General features: G+C 46.8%; 8 protein-coding genes. 6 read left to right on the top strand and 2 right to left on the bottom strand.

Annotated features, from left to right (window positions below; all coding sequences use genetic code 11):
• Nucleotides 1–515 precede the first annotated feature (515 nt).
• Nucleotides 516–1679 carry a sulfate adenylyltransferase gene (gene sat / locus OU814_RS24565; protein ID WP_268242364.1) on the top strand — a complete coding sequence of 388 codons (1164 nt, stop codon included), beginning with the start codon at nt 516–518 and terminating at the stop codon, nt 1677–1679.
• A 103-nt stretch (nt 1680–1782) separates the two neighbouring features.
• Here the strand turns inward: sat and OU814_RS24560 are convergent, their stop codons facing one another.
• Nucleotides 1783–3435 carry a GMC oxidoreductase gene (locus OU814_RS24560; RefSeq protein ID WP_268242363.1) on the bottom strand — a complete coding sequence of 551 codons (1653 nt, stop codon included), beginning with the start codon at nt 3433–3435 and terminating at the stop codon, nt 1783–1785.
• Nucleotides 3436–4015: 580 nt separating this feature from the next.
• On the opposite strand from OU814_RS24560, the gene OU814_RS24555 reads away from it, so the two are divergent.
• Nucleotides 4016–5305, top strand: coding sequence for an O-antigen ligase family protein (locus tag OU814_RS24555; RefSeq protein ID WP_017288684.1), 1290 nt, complete (start codon nt 4016–4018; stop codon nt 5303–5305).
• A 123-nt stretch (nt 5306–5428) separates the two neighbouring features.
• Here OU814_RS24555 and OU814_RS24550 read toward each other — a convergent pair whose 3' ends face one another.
• Nucleotides 5429–6436 (bottom strand): glycosyltransferase, encoded by a 1008-nt coding sequence (locus OU814_RS24550; RefSeq protein WP_268242362.1) that lies wholly within the window; start codon nt 6434–6436, stop codon nt 5429–5431.
• A gap of 441 nt (nt 6437–6877) precedes the next feature.
• Between OU814_RS24550 and OU814_RS24545 the strand changes: the two genes are divergently transcribed.
• The 4 genes from OU814_RS24545 to OU814_RS24530 all read left to right on the top strand — a co-directional run bounded on the left by OU814_RS24545 (nt 6878) and on the right by OU814_RS24530 (nt 13758).
• The gene (locus tag OU814_RS24545; RefSeq protein ID WP_268242361.1) at nt 6878–8152 is read left to right on the top strand and encodes a glycosyltransferase family 4 protein; all 1275 of its coding nucleotides are present in this window, start codon (nt 6878–6880) and stop codon (nt 8150–8152) included.
• Between the two features lie 60 nt (nt 8153–8212).
• Nucleotides 8213–8821, top strand: a complete 609-nt coding sequence (locus tag OU814_RS24540; protein WP_017288687.1) for a serine O-acetyltransferase — start codon at nt 8213–8215, stop codon at nt 8819–8821.
• A gap of 1647 nt (nt 8822–10468) precedes the next feature.
• Nucleotides 10469–11230, top strand: a complete 762-nt coding sequence (locus tag OU814_RS24535; protein ID WP_017288689.1) for a WecB/TagA/CpsF family glycosyltransferase — start codon at nt 10469–10471, stop codon at nt 11228–11230.
• Nucleotides 11231–11553: 323 nt separating this feature from the next.
• A complete protein-coding gene (locus tag OU814_RS24530; RefSeq protein ID WP_017288690.1) occupies nt 11554–13758 on the top strand; it encodes a GumC family protein in 2205 nt (734 codons plus the stop codon).
• Nucleotides 13759–13787: the final 29 nt, after the last annotated feature.

Here is a 13787-nt window from a genome sequence, read left to right as displayed (position 1 = left end):
ACAATGAAGATTTCGGCTTGATTTCAAACTTAGACTTGGGGTGGTAAAAACAAATATCAAATTCAAGCAAAAAGCATTGCTAGCTGATTGAAGACCAAACTCATAGAATAACGAGAACTACTATCAGCTTGATGTAGAGCTTACTAGGATAGATAATGCGACCTTGTATCACATCAACAGAAAACGTTCACAGCATTTGCTAAGTAACAATTGCTTGTCGAAAAAGTGGTTCTACTTGAGCTTTAAATTGAGCTTTAGGCACGCTATGCAGATGAGCGCCTTGTCACTTGAATAGATAGCTTGAATACCGTGCCCTTGTCGATCGCTAAAGTCAGCGAACTGAATTTGTCCCGATTAGATCAAAATCTTCTTCAACAGAACAAAAAGCTGATTGCATTGCCATTCTATTTTTCTGAACAGCGATATTACAAAATCGGCACACATCCTGCTAACTTTAATAAAGACCACTTTTCCGATGTGAAAAGCGGAAATTTAAACCCTTTAATTTCCATACCATGAGTCACCCTGACGGCATCGCACCGCACGGCGGAGAATTAATTAACCGCATTGTTACTGGCGCTCAGCGCGAAGAATTCCTCTCAAAAGCTGAATTCCTGCCTCGTGTTCAATTAGACGAACGAGCAGTCTCTGATCTACAACTGATCGCGATCGGTGGATTTAGCCCTTTGACCGGATTTATGGGCAAAGCCGATTACGATCGTGTGGTCGAAGAAATGCACCTTGCCAATGGGTTACCCTGGGCGATTCCGGTCACACTCTCGGTGACTGAAGAAGTTGCTGCACCGCTACAAGAAGGCAGCTTAGTGCGCTTAGATGACTCGACTGGACGCTATATCGGCGTATTGCAGTTGAGCGAAAAATACACCTATGACAAAGCGCGCGAAGCCGTAAAGGTTTACCGCACCGATGAAGAAAAGCATCCTGGAGTTGCGGTTGTTTACGCTCAGGGCAATGTCAATTTGGCAGGCGAGGTTTGGTTATTAGAGCGTGATCCGCACCCGTTATTTCCGTCCTATCAGATTGATCCAGCCGTGTCACGGGCTGCATTCCGAGAAAAAGGATGGAAAACAGTAGTTGGATTCCAAACTCGCAATCCAATTCACCGAGCGCATGAATACATCATCAAGTGCGCCTTGGAAACCGTAGATGGATTGTTCTTGCATCCATTGGTCGGTGCAACGAAAGAAGATGACATCTCTGCAGACATTCGGATGCGCTGCTACGAAATCATGTTGGAGCATTACTTCCCCAACGATCGAGTCATTCTCGCCATCAATCCCGCAGCCATGCGCTATGCCGGACCTCGCGAAGCCATTTTTCACGCGCTCGTTCGGAAAAACTATGGCTGTACCCATTTCATTGTGGGACGAGATCATGCAGGAGTCGGCGACTACTACGGCACATACGACGCTCAATACATCTTTGATGAGTTTGAGCCAGGTGCATTAGGCATTCAGCCTCTGAAATTTGAACATGCGTTTTACTGCACTCGGACGCAAGGGATGGCGACGACCAAGACCAGCCCGAGTTTGCCAGAAGAACGCATTCACTTGTCAGGGACGAAAGTGAGAGAAATGCTGCGTCGGGGTGAGTTGCCGCCACCTGAATTCTCACGTCCTGAAGTTGCAGCAGAATTGGCGAAGGCGATGAAGGTTTAATCACATCTCCATCATTAAGAAAGAGACGTTGCGATCGCAACGTCTCTTTTTTTAGCAAGACATTCTGCCTCGGGTAGAAGCAGAATTTGCGAATGATTGCGTTCTACACTACGCTCTGTTCTAGCTTGATCGCTCTCTGTGCTCTTGGTAAGTAGTTAAACTTCAACCAATCGGCTAACCGCAGGGACATACCAACAATCATCAGCGTCGGATTAGCATAGCCCGCCGTTGGGAAAACAGAGCTACCTGCAATGAACAGTCCTTCTACGCCATGAACTTGGCAATTAGAATCGACCACGCCTTGAGTGGGATCATCTGACATGCGCGTTGTGCCCGTCGGATGAGCGCGATCGCTAAAGTTCGACTCCCATCCTTCTTTTTGATCCAACCAAGCCGACAGAGTTGGCTTCGGTAGACCTAAGCGATCGAATTCATCACAAATTAAATGCGCTAAGCGTCGAACCGATTGCCGTTCTTGTTCGCTAATTTTCCAGTTCAGTTTGGAAATCGGCATGCCTAAGCGATCGACTTTATCCGACAACATCACGCGGCTATCGGGATCAGGACGCTGCTCAACATGACAGAACAATTCCACTTTTTCTGCCTTGTTAATCGTGGGGCGATGCTTCATGTAGCGGCGATACAACCCATGTCCAATCTCAGGGGAACGAGTCAGGACGTTCAAAGCCGTTTGGTAAGACTTGAGCGAAATTTTTCCTTCTTTCAAGCGGGTCTTCAAGTCTTTTAACGTGTTCCAAGCATCATCTTCAGAGGTCACTGTTTCGAGATAGGCTGCACAGTTGAGTAACTGCTCTTTCTCTTGTAATTTGTGGCTTAAGGCAATACCATGCAGATACACATGCCGTCCTTTCGCATCATCTAGCCAGTAATGCCCAAAGCGATTGCGCACCTCCTGTGCCGAGTCTGGGTCAAAACTGCCCAACACACAGCCTGGATGATCCATTAAGAAGCGCCCAACGAGATCGTTTTGATTACCAACGCCATGCGGCACAATCCGATTCGATGCCAACATGAGCCGGGCATTTTCGACTCCACCACAGGCAAGCACGATCGCTCGAGCTTTCACGCAGGCTTTTTTCCCTTCTAGTGTCGAAACTTCAACCGATTCCAGTTTCGTTCCAGCTTGATTCGTATTGAGATGCGTGACATTCGCGTGCAGAATCAACTGGATATTAGGCGCGCCCTCCGGCATAAAGTCTTGTCCAAATCGCATTGGTTCATGGCGGTTTGTCACATGTTTGCTAAACTGCCAGAACACAGGCTGCACCTTTGATGTATTCAGCGAAGCAGGGCGATTGACTCTAAATCTTTCCCAAAGCCGCTCATCATAACAGTGAGGACCAATCCCCAGATTCTCGCCGCCTCGGACTAAATAAGGATCGAGGCTACGACGAGAGATTGACCAACCTGAGTAAGGAACCCACGATCGTTCCTTAAAATCTAATTCATCAAACGGTGCCACCCGACCTGTCCAAATATGAGACGATCCGCCCAAAATTCGAGAGCGGATTACATCTTGATTGAGTTGGCGCGGCGCACCAATATTTTCAATTTCATACAGCGCTTGCGTTTCAGGTTCTTCTGACTTGCCCCCGCTTTCTAAAATCACAACTTTAACATTCGTTCCTACAAACTCTTTCGCGATTGAGAGTCCTGCTGGACCACTTCCCACAATACATAGATCAGTTTCGATAACCAGATTATCTTTCAAAGCTCTGAGGTCACTGACGTTCACACTAACTACTCCGTTGCCAAATCGAATCCTTTCAATCACACTCACTCCGATAGAGCAAAGCTTTCTTCACAACGATGTTGCGAAAATTACTTCAATGCACCTAAAGATAAAGTGAGTAGCACTATTCATTCCGTATAGAAAAGACGAAGATGAACATCTCGGGAAATGCCCATCAATCCGACTGTTCCTCTTTGTTCTTTAAAGCACAAGTTTGCTCTCAAGATCGGCGCGGAAGAACACGTAGAATATACGCTAGGGGACAAGCTGATTCTGTAAACTCCGATCAACTTTGCAGAAAATCTATGTAAAAACCCGGGATCATTAGGTTTGCATCAAAGAATGTTTAATTTGTGTAAAGTTAGCTTGTGCTGATCATTGAAATTACTACTGTGAAAGGTTTTTATCAGATTTTTCGGTGATCAAACTCCGGAGTTTTACGGTTGTTGAATTCCTCATAATTGGTAAGGCAGTGTCAAGATTCTCCGGATTTCGGGTGTCGAATGTGATTTTGAGGAGCAAGACCCTTTAAACTCATTGCAGGTCTCGATCGAGATATTGCATTCAATCCATAGACTGAGACGTGAAAAAGCTGCTTCTATTTGCTGAAACCTGTTTCGTCATCTTCGGCTTAACCTTCTTTACAGGCGGTCTTGCCTTGGGAGGCAGTGAGGATGGAACCACATCTGGTCCTGTTCCAGTGATTGTGATGACCGCCATACGGTACTTCATCTGGTTAGTGAGTACCTTACTAGTGATGCTCAATGCTAAGCGCGCCATCATCACAGTGAAGCGAGATTGGATATTGTGGCTCTTTATCGGAATTGTCCTTTTCTCCTTCGCCTGGTCAGACTTTCCCCAATGGACGCTCCTCGCCAATCGAGAAGTGCTCCAAATGACTACCTTTGGGCTGTACATCGCTACTCGGTTTTCACTGACTCAGCAGGTGAAACTTTACGCGATGACATTTGCGATCGGGGGACTAGCAAGTGCTGCGCTTGCCTTGGGCGTACCCTCGATTGGAAAACATCTTGTCGATCACCCTGGGGCGTGGAAAGGGATTTACGACTACAAAAACACCTTTGGCAGCATGATGGTGATCGCAATGGTGTCGTTCTTTGCGCTGCCGATTGAACATCCGCGCGATCGCTGGCTCAAATGGATTGGGATTGCTGGAGCAACTGCACTGATTCTGCTCTCGACCTCCAGAACGGCTTTGCTTTTGGGTGTCGCGATGTTAGCCATGATGACATTTTATCGAAACTTCCGATGGCAAGGGAGAAAATCGATCGTGCTTGGAAGTTTGGGAGTTTTAGTCTTAGGTTCGACTGTGGTTGGGGTCTTATCGAATTGGACTGAGTTGCTTAAAGCATTTGGAAGAGATCCGACGTTGACGGGACGAACCTACATTTGGTCAGTTGCGCTTGATCGCTTGTGGGATCGCCCTTGGTTCGGCTTTGGTCGCAGTGCGTTCTGGTCGCCTGAAAGCCCGTATCCAAAGGCGATTGGTTATTATCTATCCCAGAGCTTTAATGCACCTCACGCTCACAATGGGTTTATTGAAGTCGCTCTAGATGTTGGTTTGGTTGGATTAGCGCTGTTTTTAATCTGCTATGTGATTGGGTTTGTGATGGCTCTGATGAAAGCGTATGGGTCTAAGCATCCAGAGCATCTTTGGGCGTTGGGCTTTTTGACCTTTCTAGCGCTAAATAATGTCACCGAGAGCTACATGTTGCGGCTGGCAAATATCTACTGGGTTTTGTTTGTTGCTACCATTCTGACGGTGAAGCAGAAAGTGCCAGCGTTTGAGGATGAACGTGAACGAGTTCCAGAAGTTTCACAGTTGCGACAGTTCTCTGAGTCTCAGACTTGAGGACGGATCGCCTCTCTTGCAACAGCGCGGCTCCATTCATGAATGGAGCCGCGCTGTTTTGATCTAACGTTCAATTCGATGACTTTAGTCTGTTCCAAAGCGCGATCGCAGTTCACACTTTGCTTAAACCGCAGGCTCTTTATACTCGATTAACTTAGCTTGTTGACCACGTAGCTTAGTTGACCAATAGTTAAACTGTCCAATCGATTCAGGAAATTTTCCTAACACACAAAATCCTGCATACGATCGCGCATCAGATGCCGAATCTCCCCGACTCAGACGATAGCGATAGATTTTCCAGCACAGCAACGGATAGCCCAAAAAGGCGAGCAAGCTTAGCCCTGACGTAAAATACGCTAGCCCGATTGCAACTAGCGGCAGTCCCATGACCCAGCCCCAGTGCTTGCGATTTTCGCGCACCATATACCGTTCAGGTGGCGCGCCATGTAAATCTGTCCACGCTGCCATTGCCCAACCGCCACGAACTGAACGCTTCCACCACTGCCGAAATTCCAGCATAGCGGCATCATGTCGCGTCATTTCGGCATCGATTCGCTGAATCTTCCAGCCCAATTTCCGCAAGCGCACACACATCTCAGGCTCTTCACCTGCGATCAGGGTTTCGTTATATCCGCCCACGGCTTGGATCGCTTCGACCCGTATCAAAGCATCGCCTCCACAGGCTTCTGCTTCTCCCACAGGCGTATTCCACTCCATGTCAGCTAAACGGTTATAGACAGATCGCTCTGGAAATCGCTCTCGCCGTCGTCCACACACGATCGCGAATGTTGCGTCACTCGCGAATGCCGCGATCGCAGTCTCGATCCATCCTTCAACGAGTTCGCAATCGCCATCAATGAATTGCACATATTTGAGATCTGGAACCTGGGCGACCAGATGCCGGAATCCAGCATTTCGCCCCCGCGCCATCGTAAACGGAATCGATAAATCCAAATTGACAACCTGAACTCCAAGCGACTCCGCAAATGCAACGCTGCCATCGGTTGATCCTGAATCCACATAGACGATCAATGTTCCGGTTGGCATTTGGGCGACCAAGGATTTCAGACATCGCACCAGTCGATCTCCTTCATTTCTGCCGATCGCGACTACCCCAATTTTTTCCAACATGATCTTAAGTCGCTCAACTTTGTCCAAGTTAATGATTACAAGCCCTGCACAGTCACGAGTAACAATCTATAACTTTTAGGATTTGATAGATTGCTGCTCTATCTATAAATCGCCCCATCCATCAATCGTTGCGGTATGTAATTAGGATGACAGTAAATTATCTTCAAAAGAATTATATTTGCATTTACAGTAATCGTGATTAGAACCTTTTAACCATGAACAGATGAATCAATCTTATCGGTAGACCTAGATCACATTCGCAGCGTTTCAGTGCTATTCCATGGCGTGGTTCAATATTTTCATCGCTCCTTCACAATTCCATGACTTCCAGCAAAGAATGAAAAAGAGTAAGCTCAAAGAATTGTGAAAAGATGCTCCGTTCTTATACTGAGACTAATTTCCTATCCGTAAGTTGCACTCTGAAGTCTTATGAAAAATGATATGACTAAAATTGCATATCTGGTGAATCAGTATCCGAAAGTCAGTCACAGTTTCATTCGGCGTGAGATTCACGGAGTCGAAGCTAGCGGTATTTCGGTCGGTCGGTATGCCATCCGCTCCTGTCATGCAGAACTCGTAGATGACGAAGATCAAAAAGAACTGGCGCTCACCCGCACAGTTTTAGAGAGCGGTGGATTTACATTATTGAAGAGTCTGGCAGCCGCAATCGTCACTCGTCCTCATCAAGTTCTCCAGGCACTTAAGCTCGCTGTAAAATTTGGGCGACGCTCCGATCGCGGAGTCTTACGCCATTTGATTTATTTGGCTGAAGCTTGTGTTCTAAACGACTGGTTTCAAGCAGACGGTATTCAGCATATCCATGCCCATTTCGGCACGAATTCAACGACCGTTGCGATGCTGTGCACTGCCCTAGGTGGTCCAACCTACAGCTTCACAATCCACGGACCTGAAGAATTCGACATGATTCAGTCTTTATCGATCGTCGAAAAGGTTCAGCGTTCCTCTTTCGTCGCAACGGTGAGTTCATTTAGCAGAAGCCAGCTTTATCGCTGGTGCGATCAATCGCAATGGGACAAGATTCAAGTTGTGCATTGTGGAGTCGATCGGTCTTTCTTCACAGGCGCCACTCCTATTCCTTCAGAACCCAAAATCGTCTGTGTCGGACGACTCTGTGAAGCGAAAGGGCAACTGCTTTTAGTTGAAGCGATTAAGCCGATCGTTGCTGCAGGCATTGCAATTAAGCTAGTGCTTGTAGGAGATGGTCCCTTACGTCCTCAAATTGAAGCTTTGATCGCTGAAGGAAACCTTCAAGATCACGTCGAAATTACAGGCTGGGCAAGTGGCGAAACAGTGCGCGAACACATTCTCGCTTCGCGTGCTTTAGTTCTTCCGAGTTTTGCAGAAGGGCTACCTGTTGCCTTAATGGAAGCACTCGCCTTACACAGACCTGTGATTAGTACCTATATCGCAGGCATTCCTGAATTGGTCATCCCGAATGATTGCGGTTGGCTAGTTCCTGCAGGCTCTATCGCAGAACTCACCACTGCAATTAAAACTGCGATCGAACTTCCTGCCGAAGTCCTAGCTCAAATGGGGCAAACTGGAGCAGCACGAGTGCTGGAGCAGCACGATGTGGCGATCGAGGCGCAGAAGCTTGCCAATCTCTTTAAAGATATGACTGCAAAGCCTGCTGTAGAAAGGGGTTTGACTGAAACCCGTGATCTGATTGTTCCACTTGTGCAATCTTCTCAATAGTTTCCTCTCGATCGTTTCTTCTCAATGACTCACCCTACCCTTAGACAAGAGCCTCAATCCATGAGCAATGCACCCGACTCCCTAACCTTGTGGCAACAAATTGTCGAAGACTGGAATGCCCATGGGCGTGACTGGACAAAACCCGGATTTCGAGCCGTTGCCGTTTACCGTTTTGGGGTTTGGAGAATGCAAATTCAGCCTCTTGCCTTGCGTGCTCCGCTGAGTGTGCTCTACCGTATGCTCTTTCGCAAAGTTCGCAACCATTACGGCATTGAGTTACCTTATAGTGCCAAGCTAGGGCGAAGAGTGGTGATCGAGCATCAAAGTGCGATCGTCATTCATGGAAATTGTGAAATTGGAGATGACTGCATTATTCGCCAAGGCTGTACCTTAGGCAATCGTTATCTGGATCGCGCCTACGAAGCCCCGAAGCTGGGAAATCGGGTAAATGTCGGAGCAGGGGCGAAGATTTTAGGAAAGGTTGTGATTGGAGATGATGCTTGTATTGGAGCCAATGCAGTAGTTCTCAAAGATATTGGAGCTGGAGAAACTGCCATTGGGATTCCTGCCAAAATCCTTAAACCAAAAGCTGTTCCCGTAGGGACATCTGATGATGTGTTGAACCTAGAAGCAGCAATGGCTGCTCCTGCTGCTCCCATTACTAAATAACCCTACATAAGCATATTAATATATAGCAATATAACCCCCTAACAGGTGATTCAACCGCGCCTATTAGGGGGCTTTGTTTTGCGAAGCGATCGCGTCTTCTCTCTGAAGTCATATAGTCTGCTGGTTCTTATCGATCTCGGTCAGATCTACAAATTTCCACGGGAAGTAGCAACGTCTAAGTAGCCCATCATACTGCCAAGCCTAGAATTCACTACTGCAACCTGAACTGTTGAAAGGAAGCTCGATCGTGTGATTCTAGATCGAGCACTCCCCAAGCGATTCAGCCGAAAAAGCATTGCTATGGCTCCATACTCTCGTTGAAAAAACTCTGCCTATATCCAAGGAGGTAGAAAGTTCTCAATCGAATTGAGTCGATCATGTAGTTGGGTATGCCAGACCATAGCCTAGAGTGCGGCAAGCCTTCGTAAAGCATCAATGAAGAAAATCTGGACTTTTAGAGCGAAAAAGATATTGTTCAGTGCATTCACGTAATCTACAATAGAGCGCTCGTAAAATGGTTCAAATGCCCAGTTCTGACATTGATAAAATTAGCTCTAAAGCATGGCTAAATTATCATAATGCACCAATTCTACTTGCAAGATATTCTGGTATTGCAAGCTAGACTATTCCTTGAGAATAAATGATACATTCCTAAAAAATAGCGTTGATAAGATTCAGGTTTTATTTAAGCTGAAAATTGACGATCTTAGATATATTTCAATATAATTCTGTTTGTTTTATAACAGCGCAACTTGCGCCCACGCTGAAAGACTTCTAGTTTAGAACAACGTAAATCCATTCTTTTGTAAATTGGTAACGCCCTAAAAAACCTAGTCTCAAATCATTAGAACGATAAAATAGTTCATGTAGTGATGGCGTAAATGCATATCATCTTCGTTGGACTGGAAGTCTATATACGTCTAAATTAGTAAATCAGGTGTTTAGAATCTAAGTCTTGTGATATTTCAAAAGCAGGCCTGTTAATAAATAGACAGTTAGTTTCATGGATTTATGTCAGATTTTATCCAGTAATATGATGAGAAATTATCAAAATCTCTATTGGTGAGATCGCTAAATCTTGAGCCTATTTTGTATCAAATTCATAGAAAAATTCTGCTAATGAATTTGTTGTTAATCATTCAATTGATTAAAGTATGTTGTTCCAAATTAGAAGATAGCTTCTCTCTAAACCGCTTAGCTCAATACGATCAGGCGCAGCAAAACTTTTAGAGCGCTTCGTGTGTTGTCTTTGTGTAACAGATGATTAACAACTTCACAGATTCATTAGAAACATGTTCCGTAGTTCCACGGTTCCCTAACCGAATAATCCCTTAATAGTCGCGTGAAGATTCAGTAAAGCGAGTAGACGCACCTTCAGAAAGCCACTTAGATTACATACAGAGCCGCCTCGGAGTTCGATAGGGCAACTGCTCACAATAACTTCTGAATCAGCTGGGCTTCTTGTGTGTTGTTTTTTCAACTTGATACGGGTGCAAATCAGCAGATCACCGAAATATGTCTCCCAACTGGGACAGATATTTCGGTGCACAGGCTCTAGCTCTCCATTGGGCAAGCCGTAGTAGAGATCTTTCGGGCAAAGTAATGAGACAGGTTCACCTTCTTAACATTGGAATCCACAACCTCACGATGATTGAGCTACTCGAAAAGCTGCGGCTTGGCGGGACAGTCTTTACACCCAATGTGGATCATCTCATGAAGTTACAGCATGACTATGAATTCTACCGTGCCTATCAAGGGGCGGATTTCAAAGTCTGTGATAGTCGTGTGTTAGTATATGCCTCCTATTTTTTAGGAACCCCGGTGCAAGAAAAAATCTCTGGCTCTGATCTGTTTCCAGCTTTCTACACGTACTATCAAAACGACCCCAGCGTCAAAATTTTCCTTCTTGGGGCTGCTCCTGGCATTGCAGAGGTTGCCCGAACTCGAATTAACGACAAGGTTGGTCGCAACATGGTTGTTGCGGCTCATTCTCCTTCTTTCGGTTTCGAGCGAAACGAAGCAGAGTGCCAAGCCATCATTGACCTGATCAATCGTTCTGGCGCAACCGTGTTAGCGATCGGGGTTGGCGCACCGAAACAGGAACTCTGGCTCACAAACTATAAAGATCAGCTTCCGAATGTCAAAACCTTTCTCGCGATTGGGGCGACGATCGATTTTGAAGCTGGCACAATCCAGCGTTCTCCTCGCTGGATGAGTGATGTAGGACTGGAATGGTTGTTCCGGATTCTGTGTGAACCGAAGCGACTTTGGAAACGGTATCTCGTTCACGACCTGCCGTTCTTCTGGCTGATTCTTCAGCAGCGCTTTCGCAATTATCAAAACCCCTGGGCATCCGAACCGACCACTGCATCGCATAAAAAATCACGATCATTAATGAAAACAATCTAGGGAGACTACGGATGCATTTCAGCATATTTTCTATATCAAATCCTTAATCTCACCTTTTTGAAGGCTAAGTTATGGCATAGTTATGGGAGAAAGGCTGACAAGGTGATCCGAACGCGATACCATCTAGCGAAACTGTACTTAAAAAGCTGCGCTCAAAGTCGTATCGGTTGACTGAACTCAAAGCCGAATATTTTCAGGCTTGCATCTCAACCGAATCCTGTTTGCTTCTCAAATCATTCTCAGCGCCATCAGTTTTCGGCTTCCTATGTTCCCCAGGTTATGAGTCCCTCATTCCTCAATTCCCCTTTATGACAAGCATGAAAATGGAGACCAAGCAATATTCTGAAGACTTCGATCTTCAAAACTATTGGCTTATCCTGAAACGCCGTTGGTTAACTGCTGCTACTGTTCTTGCAGCAACCGTTGGGCTGGTTGGGCTAGCTACTTCGATGCAACGTCCTAGCTTTGAAGCAAACGGGCGACTCTTAGTTCAGTCGAACCGCACGACCTCTTTAACCGGAGTCGGTGAAAAAGTCGGGACACTGGAATCGCTCAAGCGCGAGGGTAACCCGCTTGACACGCAAGCGGTTGTCGTTACGTCGTATCCGATCTTGCAGCGTGTGATCGATACTCTGCAGTTGAAAAACTCCAAGGGTCGTCCGATGGATCCCGAGGAACTTAGCAAGCAGCTCAAGGTTGAGGCAGTGCCGACAACGGACATTCTCAACTTGAAGTACAGCGATAATGACGCAGAGATGGCAGCAAACGTGGTCAACCAGATCATGAAGGCTTACATCGACAATAATCTGAAGACGAACCAAGAAGAAGCAAATAAAGCAGGTCGCTTTATTGAAAGCCAACTGCCGCGAGCGGAAGCAGAGTTGCAAAAAGCCTCTGAAGAGTTACGCCTATTTAGAACTCAAAATCAGATTGTAGATTTAGAACGCGAATCCGCTGCAAATATTAATTCGCTCTCGCTCCTACAAGATCAGCTCAACCAAGCGCGATCGCAGTTAGCAGACGTCGCCCGTCAAGAGCAAGTCGTGCGCGATCAGTTAGGGTTAGAGACAGGGCAAGCAATCGATCTCGCTTCACTCAGCCAGTCGCCTGGAGTTCAAGAAGCCTTGAGCCAATTGCAACAAGTCCAAACTCGTTTGGTCACTGAGCAAGCTCGCTTCAAGAGCACCACTCCGCAAATTCAGACCTTGCAGCAACAAGAGCAAGACTTGAATGCACTACTGCAATCTCGGGTGAGCGAAGCAGTCGGAGCAAGTGTGCAAGTTGCTCCTGGTGCGCTACAAGTCGGCGATATCAAGCGGAAATTAGCAGAGAGCCTAGCCACTCTGCAGTCGCAAAAATTAGGGTTAGAGGGCCGTGTAGGAACGCTTGCTGGATTGCAGTCAAGCTTCCGCAGCCGCATGGCAGCAACCCCAACATTAGTGAAACAGCAAAGCGAATTAGAGCGTAAGCAAGACCTAGCACAGAAGGCTTATGAGAATCTCACAAGCCGCTTGCAAGAAATTCAAGTTGCAAGAAATCAGCAAGTTGGCAACGCCCGTGTGCTACAAAACGCTCTTGTTCCGACACAGCCAACCGGACGGATGCGGTTGATTCTCTTAGCCGCAGGCACAATGATCGGCTTGCTCTTGGGAGTTGCGGCAGCATTCTTTAGAGACATGATGGACAAGTCGCTGAAGACGGTCAAAGAAGCCGAAGCGCAATACGGCTACACAATGTTGGGGTTAGTTCCGAAGTTTGAAACCAGTGATACGCCAACGATCGTTTCGCCGAGTGCCGATGACATTTCGCCACGGGTGATTGCAATGACTTCACCGCGATCGATGATTCATGAAGCTTATCAGATGCTGCAAGCCAATCTGAAGTTTATGAGTCTCGACAAGAAAGTGAAGACGATCGTAATCAGCAGTGCGGTACCCCGTGAAGGTAAGTCTGAAGTAGCAGCGAACTTAGCCGCTACGATGGCACAGTCGGGTCGCAAAGTCTTGCTCGTCGATGCCGATATGCGAAATCCCTCGCAGCATCACTTGTGGGGCATTGTCAACTCGGTTGGGTTGAGTAACGTGGTTGTCGATCAGAGCGAACTGCGCCAAGCAGTCAAGCCGATTACGAACAATCTTTCGATTCTGACTGCGGGTGTCATGCCACCGAATCCCCTGGCAATTTTGGATTCCGAAGCAATGACGACCTTGTTAGAAACGATTGCTAAGGATTATGATTACGTCCTGTTTGATACGCCACCCCTAGCGGGAACTGCAGATGCAGCTGTCCTAGGCAAAATGGCGGATGGCGTCTTGATCACAGTTCGTCCGGGCGTAGCTGATGCTGGCAGCATCTCTGCTGCTAAATCTTTACTCGATCGCTCTGAGCCAAATATTCTAGGCCTGGTTGCGAATGGAGTCAACGTGCGTTATGAGCCGGACAGCTACTTCTACTACACCAGCCCGCGTGAGCAGGTTTCGGAACGGGGAGAAGGTGCTCGTTCAGTCCGTTCGTTACTGACAAAATAGTCTCAGATTCTCTGTAGATGTGAAAGGGT

The sequence above is a fragment of the Leptolyngbya sp. GGD genome, assembly GCF_026735145.1.
GTDB lineage: Bacteria > Cyanobacteriota > Cyanobacteriia > Leptolyngbyales > Leptolyngbyaceae > Leptolyngbya > Leptolyngbya boryana.
The sequence above is the reverse complement of the archived record's forward strand: the minus strand, read 5'-3'. Positions and strand labels throughout refer to the sequence as shown.